Annotated in this window: 19 protein-coding genes; 12 read left to right on the top strand and 7 right to left on the bottom strand. The window is 59.9% G+C overall.

Annotation, left to right across the window (positions count from 1 at the left end; translation table 11 throughout):
• The first annotated feature begins 139 nt into the window (after positions 1–139).
• The 7 genes from ACR0IP_RS16235 to ACR0IP_RS16205 all read left to right on the top strand — a co-directional run bounded on the left by ACR0IP_RS16235 (position 140) and on the right by ACR0IP_RS16205 (position 8,827).
• A complete protein-coding gene (locus ACR0IP_RS16235; protein WP_480526705.1) occupies positions 140–1,093 on the top strand; it encodes a metal ABC transporter solute-binding protein, Zn/Mn family in 954 nt (317 codons plus the stop codon).
• Positions 1,094–1,096: 3 nt separating this feature from the next.
• Entirely contained in the window at positions 1,097–1,900 is an 804-nt protein-coding gene (locus ACR0IP_RS16230) for a metal ABC transporter ATP-binding protein (protein ID WP_480526703.1), read from the top strand.
• 3 nt (positions 1,901–1,903) lie between these two features.
• Positions 1,904–3,109 (top strand): metal ABC transporter permease, encoded by a 1,206-nt coding sequence (locus tag ACR0IP_RS16225; protein WP_170679362.1) that lies wholly within the window; start codon positions 1,904–1,906, stop codon positions 3,107–3,109.
• Positions 3,106–4,035, top strand: a complete 930-nt coding sequence (locus ACR0IP_RS16220) for a metal ABC transporter permease (protein WP_480526700.1) — start codon at positions 3,106–3,108, stop codon at positions 4,033–4,035. The genes ACR0IP_RS16225 and ACR0IP_RS16220 overlap by 4 nt, the downstream gene beginning before the upstream one ends.
• Positions 4,036–4,323: 288 nt before the next feature.
• Positions 4,324–6,186 carry a DNA mismatch repair endonuclease MutL gene (gene mutL, locus ACR0IP_RS16215; RefSeq protein WP_480526698.1) on the top strand — a complete coding sequence of 621 codons (1,863 nt, stop codon included), beginning with the start codon at positions 4,324–4,326 and terminating at the stop codon, positions 6,184–6,186.
• Positions 6,187–6,243: 57 nt separating this feature from the next.
• Entirely contained in the window at positions 6,244–7,473 is a 1,230-nt protein-coding gene (locus tag ACR0IP_RS16210; protein WP_170379300.1) for a DNA recombination protein RmuC, read from the top strand.
• Positions 7,474–7,501: 28 nt separating this feature from the next.
• Complete coding sequence (locus ACR0IP_RS16205; protein WP_170379298.1) at positions 7,502–8,827, top strand: adenylate/guanylate cyclase domain-containing protein; 1,326 nt, start codon at positions 7,502–7,504, stop codon at positions 8,825–8,827.
• 4 nt (positions 8,828–8,831) lie between these two features.
• On the opposite strand, the gene ACR0IP_RS16200 is transcribed toward ACR0IP_RS16205, so the two are convergent.
• Genes ACR0IP_RS16200 through ACR0IP_RS16190 form a run of 3 tightly spaced genes read right to left on the bottom strand, consistent with a single transcriptional unit; the run spans position 8,832 to position 10,458 of the window.
• A complete protein-coding gene (locus tag ACR0IP_RS16200) occupies positions 8,832–9,236 on the bottom strand; it encodes a hypothetical protein (protein WP_170379296.1) in 405 nt (134 codons plus the stop codon).
• 45 nt (positions 9,237–9,281) lie between these two features.
• The gene (locus ACR0IP_RS16195; RefSeq protein ID WP_170692054.1) at positions 9,282–9,932 is read right to left on the bottom strand and encodes a ChrR family anti-sigma-E factor; all 651 of its coding nucleotides are present in this window, start codon (positions 9,930–9,932) and stop codon (positions 9,282–9,284) included.
• Between the two features lie 10 nt (positions 9,933–9,942).
• Positions 9,943–10,458 carry a sigma-70 family RNA polymerase sigma factor gene (locus ACR0IP_RS16190; protein WP_475220036.1) on the bottom strand — a complete coding sequence of 172 codons (516 nt, stop codon included), beginning with the start codon at positions 10,456–10,458 and terminating at the stop codon, positions 9,943–9,945.
• Positions 10,459–10,749: 291 nt separating this feature from the next.
• Between ACR0IP_RS16190 and ACR0IP_RS16185 the strand changes: the two genes are divergently transcribed.
• The 4 genes from ACR0IP_RS16185 to ACR0IP_RS16170 all read left to right on the top strand — a co-directional run bounded on the left by ACR0IP_RS16185 (position 10,750) and on the right by ACR0IP_RS16170 (position 12,552).
• Positions 10,750–11,520: a DUF1365 domain-containing protein gene (locus ACR0IP_RS16185; RefSeq protein ID WP_480526695.1), complete on the top strand. Its 771-nt coding sequence runs from the start codon at positions 10,750–10,752 to the stop codon at positions 11,518–11,520.
• Between the two features lie 87 nt (positions 11,521–11,607).
• Entirely contained in the window at positions 11,608–11,925 is a 318-nt protein-coding gene (locus ACR0IP_RS16180; RefSeq protein WP_170379290.1) for a DUF3775 domain-containing protein, read from the top strand.
• Between the two features lie 139 nt (positions 11,926–12,064).
• Positions 12,065–12,292: a DUF1127 domain-containing protein gene (locus ACR0IP_RS16175; protein WP_480526693.1), complete on the top strand. Its 228-nt coding sequence runs from the start codon at positions 12,065–12,067 to the stop codon at positions 12,290–12,292.
• Positions 12,293–12,348: 56 nt separating this feature from the next.
• Positions 12,349–12,552: a DUF1127 domain-containing protein gene (locus ACR0IP_RS16170; RefSeq protein ID WP_170473219.1), complete on the top strand. Its 204-nt coding sequence runs from the start codon at positions 12,349–12,351 to the stop codon at positions 12,550–12,552.
• Between the two features lie 102 nt (positions 12,553–12,654).
• Here the strand turns inward: ACR0IP_RS16170 and ACR0IP_RS16165 are convergent, their stop codons facing one another.
• Genes ACR0IP_RS16165 through ACR0IP_RS16150 form a run of 4 tightly spaced genes read right to left on the bottom strand, consistent with a single transcriptional unit; the run spans position 12,655 to position 16,146 of the window.
• Positions 12,655–13,797 carry a saccharopine dehydrogenase family protein gene (locus ACR0IP_RS16165; protein ID WP_480526691.1) on the bottom strand — a complete coding sequence of 381 codons (1,143 nt, stop codon included), beginning with the start codon at positions 13,795–13,797 and terminating at the stop codon, positions 12,655–12,657.
• Between the two features lie 3 nt (positions 13,798–13,800).
• Positions 13,801–14,856: a saccharopine dehydrogenase gene (locus ACR0IP_RS16160; protein WP_170379282.1), complete on the bottom strand. Its 1,056-nt coding sequence runs from the start codon at positions 14,854–14,856 to the stop codon at positions 13,801–13,803.
• 14 nt (positions 14,857–14,870) lie between these two features.
• Positions 14,871–15,485: a glutathione S-transferase family protein gene (locus ACR0IP_RS16155; RefSeq protein ID WP_170379280.1), complete on the bottom strand. Its 615-nt coding sequence runs from the start codon at positions 15,483–15,485 to the stop codon at positions 14,871–14,873.
• A gap of 10 nt (positions 15,486–15,495) precedes the next feature.
• Positions 15,496–16,146 (bottom strand): histidine phosphatase family protein, encoded by a 651-nt coding sequence (locus ACR0IP_RS16150; RefSeq protein ID WP_170379278.1) that lies wholly within the window; start codon positions 16,144–16,146, stop codon positions 15,496–15,498.
• 135 nt (positions 16,147–16,281) lie between these two features.
• Here ACR0IP_RS16150 and ACR0IP_RS16145 point away from each other — a divergent pair, with 135 nt between their 5' ends.
• On the top strand, positions 16,282–17,478 hold the full coding sequence (locus ACR0IP_RS16145) for a Zn-dependent hydrolase (RefSeq protein ID WP_480526688.1): 1,197 nt from the start codon (positions 16,282–16,284) through the stop codon (positions 17,476–17,478).
• The last annotated feature ends 388 nt before the right edge of the window (positions 17,479–17,866 follow it).

Here is a 17,866-nt window from a genome sequence, read left to right as displayed (position 1 = left end):
GAGCGGCCTTGCGGTATTTTTTTGACCATTTGGACAAATAAACTGGGATTTTGTTGCGACTAATTCGCAATAGCATTGACTTAGTTGCGAGTCGTTCTCATATTTAATCGCAACAGGGTCCGAATTCCGGAGATCAACCATGATTCGTCGCAGTTTCCTTGCTGCTCTCGCTATCACCGCTGCCATGCCGCTTGCTGCATGGGCGCAGGCTCCGCTGAAGGTCGTGGCTACGACCGGCATGATTGCCGACGCCGTGCGACAGGTCGGCGGCGATCAGGTTGAGGTAAAGGGCCTCATGGGTCCCGGCGTTGATCCGCATGCTTACCGTCAGACCCGCAGCGATATCGTCGCCATGACCCGCGCAGATCTGGTGTTGTGGCACGGTCTCTATCTCGAAGCGCAGATGGAAGATTTCTTTGTAGATCTCAGCCGTAAGCAGACCGTGGTAGCCGTGGCCGAAAGCCTCGATAAATCGAAGCTGCGCGCGCATGATGACTATGCCGACAAATATGACCCGCATATCTGGATGAGCCCAACCCTGTGGGCCGATGTGGTCACCAAGGTCCAAGAGACATTAACCGAGGCCCGCCCCGAAGCTGCCGAGATTTTTGCCGCAAACGCACAGGTGCATCTGGCCGAACTTGACGCCCTGACAGCCTATGCAGAACAGGCCCTGACAGCAGTGCCCGAAGACAGCCGCGTACTGCTGACCGCCCATGACGCCTTTGGCTATTTCGGTGCGGCCTATGGCTATGAGGTGATGGGCGTGCAGGGCATCTCGACCCAGTCAGAGGCCGGTCTGAATCGGATCGGAGAATTGGTCAACACTCTGGTCGACCGCCAGTTGACCGCCGTGTTCGTAGAAAGTTCGGTCTCGGATCGCTCGATGCGCTCGCTGATCGAAGGGGCTGCGGCCAAGGGGCACAAAGTCTCGGTCGGTGGGGAGCTGTATTCCGATGCCATGGGCGAGCCAGGTACCTATGAGGGCACCTATGTCGGCATGCTGGATCACAATATCACCGTGATCGCAGGGGCCTTGGGGGCGGATGTTCCAGATCAGGGTCTGAACGGCAAACTGTCTGCGGGGTTTTGAGTGATGCTAGAGCTTGCAGCGGTTCAGGGTGTTTCCGTCGAAGACCAAGGGATTGAGGCCAGCCCGCTGGCTGTGCGTGGTCTAACTGTCTCATACGGTCAGAAGCCTGCTGTATTCTCTGTAGATATGACGGTTCAGCCGGGAGCGATGACCGCGATTATCGGCCCGAACGGGGCAGGGAAATCGACACTCCTAAAGGCGGCGCTTGGGATCGTGACGCCCTTGTCCGGTCAGGTGACGGTATTCGGAAAACCGCTCGAGGCACAGCGTGCCCGGATTGCCTATGTCCCGCAGCGGGCCAGTGTCGATTGGGATTTTCCGACCCGCGTGATTGATGTGGTTCTCATGGGCCTGTCGAGGCAGTTGGGCCTGTTGGGCCGTGTTCGCGCGCGGCACAAAGCGGCAGCAATGGATTGCCTGAACCGCGTTGGCATGCGCGATTTTGCAGATCGTCAGATCGGCCAGCTGTCCGGCGGCCAACAACAGCGCGTGTTCCTAGCCCGTGCTTTGGCGCAAGACGCCGATCTGTATCTGCTGGACGAGCCCTTCGCTGGTGTCGATGCGGCCACCGAAAAAGCCATCATCGCAGTGCTGAAATCGCTGAAAGAGGCGGGCAAGACCGTTGTAGTCGTCCATCACGATCTGGCCACGGTCACGGACTACTTTGATCATGTCTTCCTGATCAACACGCGCAAGATCGCCGAAGGCTCGGTGGCGCAGGCCTTTACCGCTGAAACCCTGCAATCCGCATACGGAGGCCGCTTGGCCACCGCGCAAATCGACCAGATTTCGCGCGCGCTGGGGTAGGGAATGCTCTGGGATGCGCTCAGCCTGCAGCTTGGTTACAACGCCACGCTGGTTGCTATTGGTGCGAGTTTGCTGGGAGTCTCGGCTGGAGTGACCGGCACCTTTCTGTTTTTGCGCAAACGCGCGCTGGTCAGTGACGCGATCAGCCATGCGACCCTGCCGGGGGTCTGTCTGGCCTTCATGCTGCTTGTGGCTTTGGGTGGGGACGGGCGCAACCTGCTGGGTCTGCTGGCCGGATCGGCGGTGTCGGCTTGGGTTGGCCTGCTCTGCCTGAACTGGCTAACCCGCCACACCCGACTGGCCGAGGATGCAGCCATCGGCGCGGTTCTGTCGGTGTTCTTCGGCTTCGGCATCGTCCTGTTGACCGTCATTCAGACTATGGGCGTTGGTCGGCAAGCGGGGTTGGAGGGCTTCCTTCTCGGATCAACCGCCGGGATGCTGTGGGCGGATGCCTTGATCATCGCGATCGGAGGTGCGGCGACTCTGGTGCTTGTGATGATCCTGCGCCGCCCTATGACTTTGGTGGCGTTTGACCCCGAATATGCCGCCGCCCGGGGCTTGCCCGTGCATCGCATTGACCTTGCCATGATGGGTCTGGTGATGGCGGTCACTGTGGTGGGCCTGAAGATCGTTGGTCTGATCCTGATCGTGGCTTTGCTGATCATCCCTCCAGTCACCGCGCGGTTCTGGTCCGAGCGGTCGGATCGCGTCGTCTTGCTGGCCGGTCTCGCGGGTGGTTTGGCGGGCTATATCGGCGCCGCCTTGTCGGCCACTGCGCCGAATCTGCCGACTGGGCCTATCATCGTTCTGGTCAGCTTCGCCTTCTTCGTCCTGTCCCTGTTCCTCGCCCCGGTCCGCGGGATTCTGGCCGCCGTTCTGCGCCATCTGAGGTTCCAACGTCGGGTGCATATCCGGCAAGGGCTGTTGGCTTTGGCACAAGGCCAGAAGATCTACGAACCTCTAACCCTGCGCCTGTTGCGCCACGCTGATCTTGTGCGCGCCGATGGCGTGGCGACCGAGGCTGGCAAAGCTCGCGCTGCAAAAGCGTTGCGCGATGAAAAGCGGTGGGAGGTCGTGCGCGCGGATCAGGCGCATGAGGCGACTGCCGCGCTATACGATGGCCTGCGTGACATCGAAACCGTACTGACCAAGGATCAGATCGCGGAAATAGACAATCGCATCGGCGGACCACAGGGGGTTCCGACATGAGCGGTGAAGAATTCGTTCCCCTGTCGCTGACGCCACTGCTGATCGGCACCTTCGCGGCGATAGCCTGCGCCTTGCCCGGCAATTTCCTCGTGCTGCGCAAACAGGCGCTGATCGGGGATGCGATCAGCCATGTGGTCCTGCCCGGCATCGTTGTGGCCTTTCTGCTGACCGGAGCGATCTCCACCTGGCCCATGATGCTGGGCGCGGCGGGAGCGGCGATCGTTGCCGTTGTTCTGATCGAGGCGATCCGGAGGCTGGGTCAAATCGAGCCGGGTGCGGCGATGGGTGTGGTCTTTACCACGATGTTTGCGGCAGGTGTGCTGCTGTTGGAGCAGACGGATACCTCAACCGTACATCTGGATGTGGAACATGCGCTTTATGGAAATCTGGAAAGCCTGATCTGGCTGGATGCGACGGGCTGGTCCTCGCTTTGGGACTTGCAGGCCTTGGCCGGGCTGCCGCCGGAACTGCTTCGGATTGCAGTGACGATGCTGGGTGTTCTGCTGTTCACATGGCTCTTCTGGCGGCCGCTGAAAATCTCGACCTTCGATGAGGGGTTCGCGCGTACCATAGGCATCCGCACGGGCGCGCTAGGGCTGGCGTTGGTCATCGTCGCCGCGATCGCTGCTGTTGCCGCCTTTGATGCCGTCGGCTCGATCATCGTGATTGCCATGTTCATCTGCCCCCCTGCTGCGGCGCGCATGATGACCAACCGGCTGGAGACGCAAATCGCCTGGAGCGTGGGTTTCGCCATCCTCTCAGCTGTTTCGGGATATGTGCTGGCCGGGTATGGCCCGCTTTGGCTGGGCGCGGCGGACGCCGTCAGCGCGGCAGGGATGATCGCCACCATGTCCGGCGTGATTCTCGTCCTGACCGCCATTTTCGGCCCGTGCCGCACCCGAGTGGGTGCGCACACACCTGCGTGAAGCGGCACTTTCCTGCCACTGGTTCCCGCAGGTCATCGGCTGAACTTTGCCCAGAGTAAATAAAGATGACTCTTAATAAGCAATTTAACTAATTGCGTGTTAGGTCATTTGCATTACCGGCTAAAACCTACCACTCACTTCGGTAAGTCCGGGCAGGGTTCGGTGAGGGCGGCACAGCCAGCCCCCGAACGCTGTCCGGCCCCCCTCCCTTCTTGATCTGAAAGATCGGCCGATATTACGGTTCAATCCGGTGGCAGAATCGGGCCGTGATGTGCTAGGTCTGGTGGTATGGCGCAGACGACCCCCAATATCAGCGAAACACGACCCGTTATCCGGCAGCTCGACGATGCTGCGATCAACCGCATCGCCGCCGGTGAAGTGGTCGAACGTCCGGCCTCGGCCGTCAAGGAACTGATCGAGAATGCCATCGACGCCGGAGCCACCCGTATTGCCATAGATATCGCGGACGGGGGCAAGACCTTGATTCGTGTCACCGATGATGGCTGTGGTATCGCGCCCGAGGATCTGCCGCTGGCCTTGTCGCGTCATGCGACCTCGAAAATCGACGGGTCCGACCTTTTGAACATTCACACCTTCGGCTTTCGGGGTGAAGCTTTGCCCTCGCTCGGCGCGGTAGGTCGTTTGTCGATCACCAGCCGCGTTCCGGGGGCGAATGCGGCGTCGATTGCGGTTTCGGGCGGCAAGATGGAGGCGGTGAAGCCCGCCGCCCTTCGTGCAGGCACAGTGGTCGAGCTGCGCGATCTGTTTTTCGCCACGCCGGCACGGCTCAAGTTCATGCGCACCGATCGGGCCGAGGCGCAGGCTATTGGCGATACGGTCAAACGCCTCGCCATGGCTGAGCCTTCCGTCACGTTCACCTTGCGCGACAGCTCGGGCGGAGGTGAGGGCCGCGTGACCTTCCGCGCCGACCGCGAGAATGGCGATCTTTTTGATGCCCTTCACGCCCGTCTGGCCCACGTGATCGGGCGCGAGTTCGCCGAAAACGCCCTGCAGATCGATGCGACCCGCGAAGGCATCCGGTTGTACGGTTATGCTGCCCTTCCGACCTATTCGCGCGGGGCTGCTGTCGCGCAATACCTGTTCGTCAATGGCCGTCCGGTCCGTGACAAGATGCTCACGGGCGCGCTTCGGGCCGCATACTTCGACTTTCTCAGCCGTGACCGCCACCCTGCTGCGGCGCTTTTCATCGACTGCGATCCGACGCTGGTGGACGTGAACGTGCATCCCGCCAAGTCAGAGGTTCGGTTCCGCGATCCCGGCGTCGCGCGTGGTTTGATCGTATCCGCCCTGCGCCACGCGCTGGCCGAAGCCGGACATCGGGCGTCCTCGACCGTTGCCAACGCGACTTTGGGCGCGATGCGGCCCGAGGCGCCGCAGCCTACCCCTGCGCGGGTCTACCAGATGGACCGGCCGTCGCAGGCGGCCCGGCAAGCCGCGTATCGAGTGCAATCCCCCGGCTTTGCTGAATTGGCAAGGGACTATAGCGGCAGCATCGTTGAGCCGACCCCGGTTGTGACCCCGGTGACCGCTGAAGAACCCGCGCCTCAGGACCTGCCCTTGGGGGCAGCACGCGGTCAGGTGCATGAAAACTACATCATCGCACAAACCGCCGACGGGATGGTCATCGTCGACCAGCACGCGGCGCATGAGCGGTTGGTTTATGAAAAGCTCAAAACGCAAATGGCCGAGAACGGTGTCGCCGCGCAGGCTTTGCTGATCCCCGAGATCGTCGAACTGTCCGAAGGCGATTGCGCGCGGCTGATGGCAGTGGCCGATGACCTCTCACGCCTTGGCCTGACGCTGGAGCCTTTTGGCGGCGGTGCCATTGCCGTGCGCGAAACCCCTGCCATTCTGGGCGAGGTTGATGCCCGCGCGATGATCCTGGATGTCCTCGATGAGCTTGCCGATCAGGGCGACAGTCAGATGGTGCAGGCGCGGATTGAGGCGATCCTCAGCCGCGTTGCCTGCCATGGTTCGATCCGCTCTGGCCGCCGGATGCGGGCCGAGGAAATGAACGCCCTGCTGCGCGAGATGGAGGCCACCCCGCATTCCGGCCAATGCAACCACGGGCGACCCACTTATGTTGAACTGAAACTCAGCGATATCGAGCGCCTGTTCGGGCGCAGTTGATCCGGTATCGCGAAGCGTTTAAGAAGATAGAAACAAAACGAGAACGTACAGGTTCATATGATTGAGATTGCAGGCACCCAATATGCACTGAATGACCCCGTAATCCTCGTTGCGGGTGGCGTTCTGGCGCTGGTTCTTTTGTTGCTGTTTCTGTCGCTGCGGGCGTCGCAACGTTCCGCGCGGATGGCAGAGCCCCTCGCGCGACAGATGGCACATCTGGGGCAACATGTGCAGGCATTGGGGCAGGGGCAGGAGCAATTGCGCGGCGGGCTGCAGCACGTCTCGGACACTCAGGCCAATGCGCAGGTGCAGGTGATCCAAACGGTCGAATCCCGCTTGTCCTCGGTACAGCAGCAGATGAATGACCGGCTGGCCGACAATGCCATGAAATCAGCCCGCGCGCTGGCTGAGATGCAGGAGCGGATGAAGGAATCTCTGCACGGGTCCTCTAAGCAGACCGCGACCTCGCTGACTCAGCTGCAGGAGCGGTTGGCCGCCATCGACAAGGCGCAGGACAACATCACCAAGCTGTCCGGCGATGTGTTGTCGCTGCAGGATATCCTGTCGAACAAACAGACTCGGGGCGCGTTTGGTGAGATTCAGCTGAATGACATAGTCTCCAAAGCGCTGCCGCATGACAGTTTCCAGTTGCAGGCGACCCTCTCGAACGGACGCAGGGCGGATTGTCTGATCCATCTGCCGAACCCTCCGGGACCCATTGTGATCGACAGCAAATTCCCGTTGGAGGCCTATGAGGCGCTGATTGGCTCGACCAATGACGCCGAACTAAAGGCGGCGGTTCAGATGTTCCGCGGCACGGTGCGCAAACATATCAACGATATCGCTGAGAAATACATTCTGGATGGCGAAACCGCCGATGGCGCGCTAATGTTCCTGCCGTCTGAGGCGGTCTATGCCGAGTTGCACGCCAAGTTCCCCGAATTGGTGCAGGAGAGTTTCACCAAACGTGTTTGGATCGTGTCACCGACCACCTGCATGGCGACGCTGAACACGATGCGCGCGATCCTAAAGGACGCGCGGATGCGGGAACAGGCGGGTGCCATCCGCAAAGAACTGGGGATGCTGCACAAGGATGTCGAGCGTTTGGGCGACCGCGTCGCCAATTTGGATCGCCATTTCGGGCAGGCGGCCAAGGACATTTCGGACATCAAGATCAGCGCGGAAAAAGCTGGCCGCAGGGCGCAACGGCTTGATAACTTTGATTTTGAGGAACTTGCGCCAGAGGCCCCCTCGGAGGTCGTCCCTTTAACGCGGCACGAGGGCTGAGTGCGCATCCTGACAGACAGGTTGCAGAATGAAAAATGCGGCGCACCCGCCAGAAATTGACCAACTGCTGAGAACGGCCGAGCAGGACGCGGAACAGATCGTTGGCCTGTTGCGAATGGGTGTTGCGGCGGGCCTTGGCGTCTTTTTCCTCGTCACGATCCAACCGGTTTCGAACAGCGGGCACGCAGTTCTGGAGCGCCAATGGGCGTTCGCGTTCGGAACCCTCTTTGCCTATTTCTTGCTTGGCTTCGTGACATGGATCGCGGCACGCAGGGGGCGCTTTTCGGGTTGGATGGCGTGGCCTGTGTCGGGTGCGGATTCCGTGTTCCTGATTGTCTCGGTTTGGTTGGGTTTGCTCAATACAGGCCTCGTTGGTGATGAGGTCTTCGTTTTGCCTGCCGTCTGGCTGGTTCCTGTGGTTCTGGCTTTCGGAGTATTGCGCGGCAACCACAAGGTCATGTTGATGCAGGTTGTCTTGCTGTCGCTAGGGTTTTTGTTCCTGATCGGGATAAATGCAGGATCCGCGCGGGGCCATACAGACAGTCCTATTTGGCTATTTCTGGCACCGCCGCCCAACCTGATCCGAGTCTTCATGATCGCCCTGGCCGGGGTGGTTCTGATCGTCGCCGCAAGGCGGGTTCACAAGTTGCTGTTTCAATCCATAACTGAGGCGCAGCGTCGCGCGAACCTGACGCGCTACCTGCCCTCACAGGTCGTGCAGGACCTTGGTGACAGCGGATTGGCGGCTTTGAAGAACGGACGCCGCCAGAAGGCCGGTTTGATTTTCATCGATCTGCGCGGATTCACGACACTGTCGCAACAGCTTGAACCGGATGAGGTCTCTGAGCTGGTGTCAGATTACAGACGCCGGGTCTCGGCTGTTGTGCGTCGGGAAAACGGTATCATCGACAAGTTCATCGGAGACGCGGTCATGATCGTGTTTGACGGAGAGCAGGCCGCAAAACGCTGCCTGAACTGCGGCGCAGGACTGTTGGACGAAATGGCCCGCTGGACCGCCGAGCGCAAATCGGCGGACCTTCCTTCACTTGGCACCGGAATCGGCTTGCATTGGGGTGAGGTTTTTCTCGGCGTTATAGGCGATCAGGACAGGCTGGAGTTTTCAGTGTTCGGAGACGCGGTGAACACAGCCGCAAGGCTAGAAAGCCTGACCCGCGATCTGCAAATGGACCTGATCGTCTCGAACGACCTTGTGACAGCGGCTGGAGGGCCGGGCCTATTGGACGGGCTGGTCAGTATCCCCCCTATCGAGGTCAAAGGCCGCAGCGGCGCGTTAGAGCTGTTGGGGGTTCCCATTCGGTCTGAAAACGCCGAAGTCGACAGCGAGGCCATGTAGCACCTTACTGGATCGACAGGTCCAGATTGTAGCCCACGGTTTTGCCTGTATCTCGGTCATTGCCCATCAAGTACACGCGGATCGTATAGTCCCCGTCCTCGGGCAGATCGATCCGGGCGGTGTTGCCGTCAATCGAGCCGTTATAGATCGCGACGCCATCGCTACCGGGGGGCAGGATGTTGAAATAGACCACACCATTGCCGTTGGTATCGCTGACTTTGAGGTCGGCAAACATCTCTTGCCCGGCTTTCGCGCCGAGCGAGTAGTCAAAATACTCATCTCCGGTCACGGTACCGTTGACCATTGTGCCAAAGTTGCCTGGCTCGAACTTCACATCAGCCTTCATCTGGGCAGACGCAATCGTGGCAAAGCACGCAAAGCCAAGCGCAATCAAGCTTGTTCGGTTCATGAAATATCTCCTGTCAGAGGCAGTTCTGATCCGAACCATACACGATCAGATCCGCAGGAAGGGCTGGAAAAGGCGCGGCATCAGTTTGCTAAACTTCAGCGGTGCGTCCGTAACGGCCAGACAGATGCAATCCTCGGTGATGTCGGCCGTCGGCGTGTGATGCAGATCTTCATCTGCAATCTCGACATCGCCACGGGCAAAGCGATCAACCTCATCCGAAAAGGCACCCTGAAGAACCATCGTCAATTCAGTACCGTTGTGGCTGTGATCCGGGACGGCGACACCTGCAGGGATGAACAGCAAGCGGGCAGTGGCCTCCTTGCTGGTCGGCAGGATCGCCTGTTTCACGCCCATGCCAATCGGTTTCCACTGAATGTCATCAACTGTCCCACCGACGTAGTCTTGCAGGGGGGTCGGCAGGATGGCGCAGCCCGGACGAGCGGGCTTGGGGGTCGGTGCGCCTTGAGAGATCAGGGCCATCGTCGCGGCAAGGGATGCGTCACTCATGCTGACTGCATCAGGTTGTTCATCCAGAACATGTCCGCCCACGACCTCATAGCTTTCGGCGCGCGCACGGCAGTGGTCGCAAAGCGACAGATGGGTTGCGACCATCAGGTCGAACGCCTCGGGCAGCGAGCCGGCGGCATAGGCCATCAGCAGCTCATCTGTCAGGTGATGTTTAATCGACTGGCTCATCTTGCTCATCTCAGTTCATCGCGTGGCGCAAGCGGTCCAGCGCCAACCTAATACGTGATTTGATCGTTCCCAGGGGCAACCCGGTCTGAGACGCAATCTCTCGGTGACTCAAATCACCGAAATACGCCTTCTCGATCAGTTCTCTCTGCGCTTCGGGCAACGCCAGCATGGCGGTGCGCAGCTGCGCGGTTTCCTGTTGCAGCGCAAGGACATCGTCTTGGTCCGGCTCAGCCTCGGGGCCCCATCCCAGTTCCTCGGGTTCAGGGCGACGTTGCTTGCGCAGGACGTCAATGCGCTTGTTCCGAGCGATGGTGAACACCCAAGTGGCCACCGTGGCCCGCGACGGATCGAACAGATGGGCCTTGTGCCACAAGGTCGCCATCACCTCTTGCGCGCACTCTTCGGCCAGCGCAGCGTCTGATCCTGACTTCATCAGGAACGCCTTGATACGCGGCGCGAAATGCTGGAACAGCTCGGCAAAAGCCGCCTGGTCCTGCGCGTCTCGGATGCGCCTGACATGGTCCACCCACTCGGTCCTGGTGTCGCAACTGCCGTTCGTTCCGTTCACCTGTCTACCCTTGATGCGTTTCTTTGCGCGCCAAGGCTGAGGGGCGGCCTGTTCAGCCGCAGGTTCGTCCAAGGTCACGGTATTGATCTCGGTAAACATAACCGGATTACGCGGGGGGCACCAAGGCGGATCACTTTCATGCGGCAAAAAAAGTCCAAACCGGGGTGGATTCCGTATTTCAAATGACGTCTCTTTTCTGAAAAGGGCGCAAGTCGAACAAATTACGGGCAAAGCAGGACGCGCGGCGGAATGAAAAATATCGACCACATAGCAGGTTACACCTATCACGGTCGCAAAGGGGCGATTGAAAACGCCTTTCGCTATTCGGTCGATTACATCCTGCTGGACCCCGAAGCCGATCTGTTCACGCCGCTTCTTTTTTCGGTTGACCGAGTGAATATCACCAATTGGCGCAAGTCAGATCACGGGGGTGAACCGGGGCAGGGGATCGGAGCCCCATGGCTGCGCGCCCGGTTTGAGGAACTGGAGGTGCCCCAGCCTGCGCAGATCATGTTACTGACGCAGCCGAGGGTTCTGGGCCATGTTTTCAACCCGGTCAGTTTCTGGTTCTGTTTCGATCAGGAAGGGCAGCTTTACGCCGTGGTCGCTGAGGTCACGAACACTTACGGGACGCGCCATAGCTATGTCTGCCACAAGCCGGGTTTCGCGGTCATCGACCCTTCGGACCGGGTGGTGGCGGACAAGCTGATGCATGTGTCACCCTTCCAAAAGATTGAGGGTAATTACACGTTCCGCTTCGATTATCGCCCCGACCGTGTTGGGGTTTGGATCGACTACGGGCGTGAAGGAGGCGGGCTGATCGCCACGCTGACGGGTCCGCGCCAGCCGCTGACCAACCGCTCTATTCTGTGGTCTTTGCTGCGCCGTCCGTTTGGTGCACGGCGCACCTTCGTGCTGATCGTGTGGCAGGCAATCAAGCTTTGGATCAAAAAAGCCCGGTTTCGTCCGTTCCGCACGGCCCCAGTACCGGATCAGCCGGTGTCGCGGGTTCGCCGATAGTTGCCCCTCTGTTTGCGTAAGATCAAAGACTCAGGGCGCGTGTCGGGGTCTGATGTGTCGAAACCGCGAACAAAAGGAGCTGAAGGCATGTTGGAAATTTCGGCAAGGAAAGTGGCTCAGGTTGCCATGATGGGACGTGAGCTGGGACGGGCCGAAGGTGAATTGCGCGCCTTTGTCGACCGGATGAGCGAGGATGAACAGGCCGAGCTGGTCGCCATCATGTGGATCGGGCGCGAAAGCTTTTTCGCCGAGGATCTGGCCGAGGCCATTGCCACCGCCAAGTCCGAGGCTTCGACCCCCTGCGCCGACTATCTGATCGGTACACCCCATCTGTCGGATCATCTTGAGAACGGGTTGGATGCCTTGGGCATATCGGCTGAGGATATCGAGAACGATCTGATGTAGCCGAAGGTTCCAGATAGCGCGTGGCATCGCGCTCCATCTTCCTAAAGAAACTTTAATGGAACGCTGCTTTTTGGTTAACGCAGCGTCCCTTTATTTGATGTCAGTACTGCACTGAAAATCAAATTTAGGAGGAAAATAAATGGCACATACACATACTGCAGAAGCCCGGACTGGCCTCTTTGACGGTTTGTTCTCGAACTACGCGGACGCAAAGGTCGAGTTTTTTCGGAGACGCATTTTCTCGAACACGGTGCGCAATCTGGAAAGACTTTCGGATCACCAACTCGCGGATATCGGGATTGATCGGAGCGAGATCAAACAGCGCGCCTACGAGAGCGTTTTCAACGGTGCCCCGCTTCGACATTGAAACAGGGTCCGCGACCGTTCGCAAACGCTGTTTTCTTAATGAGTGAGGTAACGAATATGTTTGATGTCATCCCGCCCGTATATCAGCCAACGCCGTCTGCTACGGCTCTGCTGTTGTTTGATCGCGCCATGCGTATCAAGGCCATAAGTCCGGAAATTGTGCGTGCCGCGCAGTATCTGGATGGCTTGAGCGACAATCAGTTGGCCGAGTTGGGCATAAACCGCAGCGATATCGAGGACACGATCAATCGATACATCTGACGCTCGGGCGTCGTAAGGAAAGTCAGGCTTAGAAATGGAAATAATACGAGATTGAAGGCCATTCCAGACATGCTGGGATGGCCTTTTTCTTTTCCCGGCTGGTTAACCCAAGTGATCCACGATTTGCAGATGCTGCGCGAGCGTGTCGATTTCACCCATCCAGCCTTGCACCAGTTTCGGGTCGCTGGGTGCTGCGTGAACGCCAGCAGGGATGGCGCGGTTCAGGACGGCTTCAACCGCCAGTGAGACCGGGATCGACACCAGACGCGCCATCGCGGTGCCGCGTTCATCGCCCCAGGCATCCATGACGTAGGTTTTGTGCCAAACCTCAACGCCGTCTTTCTCGGCTTTCAGGCCAACGCACAGCACCACGCGGTCGGGCTCGCCTTCGTCATAGGCGTTTTCGGCCCAGAACTGATCCGACATCTCTTTCAGGCGCGCGTCGCCTTCGGGGCCTGAGAGGGTCTCGATTTCGGAGAACACGTCGGCCCAGGCATCGGTCCAGCCGTTCAGGCGCAGGGTGCCGCGGACGAATTCTTTGACCGGCCAGTGATCCTCAAACTGGTATTCGGCCATGAACGGCAGCGAGTCACGATTGGGGTAGACCTCAAAGCTTTCTGGGGTGGGCAATGGTGCGATATAGCTGCTGATTGCGTCCCATGGGCGGGCGACGTCCAGCGGTGCGTAGTCGCGGATCGATTTTGACGGTGAGCGAAGCGCCTTGAGGACGCCCAGTGGCGACCAGCTGAACTTGTAGCGGAACTGATTCGGGTTCTTGGGGATGCCACCGCAATACGAGATGAAGCTCAGGTGGTTCTGCGCGTCAAAAGCATCCGAGGCGCGGTAGTCGGCCACCAAAGCATGCGCCATCAGGTGGTCGATGCCCGGGTCCAACCCGACCTCATTGACCAAAGCCACACCAGCTTCACGCGCCTTGTCGTCCAGCGCGCGCATTTCGGGCGCGATATAGGACGACGAGACGAAGTTCGCTGCTTTGGAGATTGCCAGCTCCGCCAGCGGCACGTGCCAATCGCCCGGCAACATCGAGACGATCACGTCGCGCTTCTCCAGCACCGCGCCCAGAGCGTCGATGTCGAAGGCACGGATGTCGTCGGTCAGGTCTCCGACCTCGGCTTCGGCCTTTTCGATGGTTCGGTTCCAGACGGTGACCTTGTGCCCGCCCTCGATCAGGCGGCGCAGGCCGGGGATGGCCGACAGGCCGGTGCCACACCAGTGAATCGTCATCGCTCAGAGTCCTTCGATATGAGTTTTGTAGGTTGCTTCTGCCCGACCCCAGACGCCGCTGTCCAGATCAGTTAGCGTCAGCAGAGACGGCAGCAGTTGCGCCGCGTAGTCTTGCGAGCTTTCGACCGGCAGCATCGAGGGCAGGTTGTCGATGGCCATCACGTCCATCACCGGGTCGGTCGCAACGCGCAGGGCGGGGGCCTCCCACGTGGTGGCACGGTCATAGACCGGGACCGGGTTATAGTCGCTGTCCGGGTCACAGGCCACGTCGCCGATGGCGGTCAACTTACGCGGCGCGGTCAGCGCCTCGCGCGGGACAAAGACCGGCGTGCCGGGGCGCGCGAAGATGCAGTTCAGGAACAGGTCATGATCCAGGATTTCCGGGAATGGTCCTCCGCTGGCGGTTTCAGCCATGTCCCATTTGGTGACGCTGACACCCATCGCTTCGCACATATCTGCGGCACCGGTGCCAACACGGCCCAACGCGCCAATGACGATGGCGCGGGGGCGGTTAGCGCCTGTGGCGTCCAACTCGGCCAGCAATTCGGCATTCAGGGCGTCTTTGTTGGCATAGACGCCAACGGGCGGGCATTCCTGTCCGCGTTGCTGCGCGGCCCATGTTTTCAGCGTGACAGCGGCCCCGGCATACCCAGCCCAATAACCAAAAGCGGCGACGCGGCGGCCGTCTTCGTCGACCAGATATTCCAGATCATAAAGGGTGCCGCCGCCCGCCTTGAACCGCTCCAACAACGCCCGGCCAGAATGTTGGCCTTTGTAGGCATGGCCGAACATGATGTGGCGATGAGGCAGGAGGGTGCCGTCCTCGGGCAGCTCTTTCAGGCCGAAGATGATCGCGTCCTGCGGGGCCTCGGGCCAGCTGTTTTCAGCCGCGATCTCGCAGCCTGCGTCCTTGTAGCCGTCCAGCGGGATGGCACGGACAGAGCTTTCCTCGACCGTCACGCGGATGCCTGCCGCGATCAGCGCGGCAGCACCTTCGGGGGTCAGCCCGACCCGATCCTCGTTCGGGCGCTGTTCTGCCCGGACCCAGAGATGTGTCATTGTCATTCCTTTTGTCAGAGCATTCCGGCGGCATGGGCCGCCTGAACGGAAGGGCGAGCCTCCATCGCCTCGCGGAAGGCGAGAATTTTGGGGAAGGCCGAGACGTCTACGCCGTCGCCCTCCAGCCAGCTGCACACCACATAGAGGTAGGCATCGGCGAGCGAGAAGGACTCACCCAGAACGAACGGCCCGCGCAGCCCGTTCGATGAGATGTATTTACAGGACGCGGTCATGGTCTGCGCGACCTTGTCCTTCATATCCTGCCAGCTGGATTTCTTGTCGGCCCAGCGGTGCCCGCGCATCTTGTGGGCATGGTTCACATGCATGGTCGAGGCGAGGTAGTACATCACCTCGCGCATCCGCGCGGCCATGACCGGGTCTTCGGGGACCAGCCCGGCCTGCGGGGCGATTGTTGCCACATATTCCAGCAACGCGCCGGTTTCGGTCAGGATGCCGCCATCCACTGCAAGCGCCGGAACCCGGCCCTTGGGGTTGATCTGCTTGTAGGCGGGTTTGGTCTGTTCGCCATCGGCAAAGTCCAGTCGGACCGCCTCATAATCCAGACCGGCCTCCTCCAGCGCGATGGCGACAGCGACCGAGATGGTGCGGGGAGCGTAGTAGAGCTGCATCGGGACCTCCTTACAGATGGGTCTGGGCGAATTGCCGGTCTGGCGCTTCCAGATGCGGGGTAGCGTTGAACAGAACCGGGCTAAGCTGCGCTCCAATCGGATGCAGCCGGTGCAGCGAGGTGTTCATGATGGCAAGTGCCACCCGCGCCATCGACGGGATATCCAGACCCATTGCCTGCCGCACCACCATAGAGATCAACCCACCCGAAGTTACAACAATCGCCGGCCCACCCTCGGTTCCGATCTCATACAGGGCGTCACTGACGCGGGTTTCAAACTGTTCGAAACTTTCGGGCGCATCCTGGATATCGCCATCGGCCCAGGCAGCGAATGTGCGGGGCAGGTGATCAACAAAACCTTCGCGATCTGTCGGGATCGCCACACCGTGCTGTTCATGAAACAGCTGCGCCAGGGTGAAATACTCGATCTCATTCAGGCGTGCATCGCGAACCGGCTCAGGCAGCCCCATGCTGGAGGCCGTTTCAACATGCCGGGTCAGCGTGCCGCAATAGACGCGCGGATAATGTGCCCGCGTGTCGCGCAGATGCGCGCCCAGCCAGCGCGCCTGCTGGTGGCCCAGATCGCTGAGCTTGTCATAGTTTACCTCGTCCCGCGCTGCCGTGTTGGCCTGACCGTGACGAACCAGTGTGATATGTGACATGGCGGTCCCTCTTGCTGGCAAGTCTTAGGGCAGGTTCCGGGCCGGGGCCAGAGGGGTTCGGCAAAAATCGAAGGGTGATTGCAGGTTGCCAGCCGGGCGCTATGGTTGGCCGCGCAAGACGTTTGGGGGGAGTTCATGGCAATCAACGAAAACCGCTTTTTGGCCGATCTGCACAAGCTGCGCGAATTCGGAGCCTCGGGCGTGGGCAAAGGCGTCATCCGCCCAGCCTTTTCCGAGGCCGACATTGCCGCCCGGACATGGCTGGCAAGCCGGATGGCAGATGCGGGCCTGACCCCGCAATTTGATCCGGTCGGGAACCTGTTTGGTTTGGCCGAAGGGCCGTCCTTGCTGATGGGGTCACATAGCGACAGCCAGCCCGAGGGCGGCTGGCTCGACGGTGCTTTGGGCGTAATCGCTGCGCTTGAGATTGCGCGCAGCAGCGATCAGCCTGTCTCGGTTGTCAGCTTTCAAGATGAAGAGGGCCGGTTTGGCGTCACCACAGGCTCGGCCATCTGGTCGGGCGGGCTGCCTTTGGATCAGGCGGACAAGCTGACCGACCATGCGGGTATACCCTTCGCCACGGCTCGGGGTGCGATGGGCGATCTGGCCGAGGGCTTTGTCGATCCTACCCGTTTCACAGGCTTCATCGAGATGCATATCGAGCAAGGCCCGATGCTTGATACCCAGAAAGAGCAAATCGGCGTTGTCACCGACATCGTCGGCATACGCGATATGGTTGTTCAGTTCGACGGTCAGCAGAACCACGCCGGAACCACGCCGATGCATCTGCGTCGCGACGCGTTTCAGGCTCTGTCTGCGTTCAACACCCGTCTGAACGACCGGTTCAGAAACGTGGTTACGCCGCAAACCGTCTGGACCATTGGGCATGTAGATCTGCACCCCAACGCCTCGTCCATTGTACCGGGCCGAGTGCGGTTTTCGATGCAATGGCGTGACGGGGATGCCGACCGTCTGGCAAGGATGGAGGAGATCATTCGCGCTACAGCCGCCGAGATCGCCGCAGAGATGGGCATGAGCCTGAGCTACGGCCCGATGCTAGGGCTGGAGCCGGTGGCCATGGACCCCTCGCTGCGCGCAGCTTTGGAGCATGGGGCCGAACAGGTCGCGCCCGGCAAATGGCGCAGGATGCCCTCGGGGGCGCTTCATGACGCCACCAACGTCTCGCGCCTGATGCCGGTTGCCATGCTGTTTGTGCCGTCTATCAATGGAATCAGTCACGATTTTGCCGAGGATACCGCCGAAAGTGACCTGATCGCCGGGCTTCATGTGCTGGATCACGCCGTTCAAAGGCTGCAGCCAAAACCGTTGTGAATTGTAGCGAATACGCAAATTCTCGATTGTCTGCATGGCCATAGCCAAACTCCGAGTTGAACACACGGCTTCGAAAACGTGCCAGTTACCAGCACTGGGAATATCGTCTGTTGCCTAACGGAAAATAGTTTCCTATAGGAACATTGCCGATGCATGCGTTCGTATACATGCCCGCTCTGGCTGCGGTTCTGGGCCGAAACACCAAGGCTGAATCGTTGCATTAGATCCAGCTTGGGGCAAACTTACGGGTATGCGTTCCGACCAATCGATACGAAAAGGTATCTGCCATGACCGACGCACCGAATCGCACTCCACTTTACTCTCTTCACGTTGAGTTGGGTGGAAAGATGGTTGATTTTGCGGGCTGGGAGATGCCTGTTCAGTATCC

It is taken from the genome of Ruegeria sp. AL11 (assembly GCF_056540865.1).
The sequence above is the reverse complement of the archived record's forward strand: the minus strand, read 5'-3'. Positions and strand labels throughout refer to the sequence as shown.

Bases quoted from the DNA above. Each gene is read 5' to 3' on its own strand.
- ACR0IP_RS16235 (WP_480526705.1), top strand. From the start codon at position 140: ATGATTCGTCGCAGTTTCCTTGCTGCTCTCGCTATCACCGCTGCCATG.
- ACR0IP_RS16230 (WP_480526703.1), top strand. From the start codon at position 1,097: ATGCTAGAGCTTGCAGCGGTTCAGGGTGTTTCCGTCGAAGACCAAGGG.
- ACR0IP_RS16225 (WP_170679362.1), top strand. From the start codon at position 1,904: ATGCTCTGGGATGCGCTCAGCCTGCAGCTTGGTTACAACGCCACGCTG.
- ACR0IP_RS16220 (WP_480526700.1), top strand. From the start codon at position 3,106: ATGAGCGGTGAAGAATTCGTTCCCCTGTCGCTGACGCCACTGCTGATC.
- mutL (WP_480526698.1), top strand. From the start codon at position 4,324: ATGGCGCAGACGACCCCCAATATCAGCGAAACACGACCCGTTATCCGG.
- ACR0IP_RS16210 (WP_170379300.1), top strand. From the start codon at position 6,244: ATGATTGAGATTGCAGGCACCCAATATGCACTGAATGACCCCGTAATC.
- ACR0IP_RS16205 (WP_170379298.1), top strand. From the start codon at position 7,502: ATGAAAAATGCGGCGCACCCGCCAGAAATTGACCAACTGCTGAGAACG.
- ACR0IP_RS16200 (WP_170379296.1), bottom strand. From the start codon at position 9,236: ATGAACCGAACAAGCTTGATTGCGCTTGGCTTTGCGTGCTTTGCCACG.
- ACR0IP_RS16195 (WP_170692054.1), bottom strand. From the start codon at position 9,932: ATGAGCCAGTCGATTAAACATCACCTGACAGATGAGCTGCTGATGGCC.
- ACR0IP_RS16185 (WP_480526695.1), top strand. From the start codon at position 10,750: ATGAAAAATATCGACCACATAGCAGGTTACACCTATCACGGTCGCAAA.
- ACR0IP_RS16180 (WP_170379290.1), top strand. From the start codon at position 11,608: ATGTTGGAAATTTCGGCAAGGAAAGTGGCTCAGGTTGCCATGATGGGA.
- ACR0IP_RS16175 (WP_480526693.1), top strand. From the start codon at position 12,065: ATGGCACATACACATACTGCAGAAGCCCGGACTGGCCTCTTTGACGGT.
- ACR0IP_RS16170 (WP_170473219.1), top strand. From the start codon at position 12,349: ATGTTTGATGTCATCCCGCCCGTATATCAGCCAACGCCGTCTGCTACG.
- ACR0IP_RS16165 (WP_480526691.1), bottom strand. From the start codon at position 13,797: ATGACGATTCACTGGTGTGGCACCGGCCTGTCGGCCATCCCCGGCCTG.
- ACR0IP_RS16160 (WP_170379282.1), bottom strand. From the start codon at position 14,856: ATGACACATCTCTGGGTCCGGGCAGAACAGCGCCCGAACGAGGATCGG.
- ACR0IP_RS16155 (WP_170379280.1), bottom strand. From the start codon at position 15,485: ATGCAGCTCTACTACGCTCCCCGCACCATCTCGGTCGCTGTCGCCATC.
- ACR0IP_RS16150 (WP_170379278.1), bottom strand. From the start codon at position 16,146: ATGTCACATATCACACTGGTTCGTCACGGTCAGGCCAACACGGCAGCG.
- ACR0IP_RS16145 (WP_480526688.1), top strand. From the start codon at position 16,282: ATGGCAATCAACGAAAACCGCTTTTTGGCCGATCTGCACAAGCTGCGC.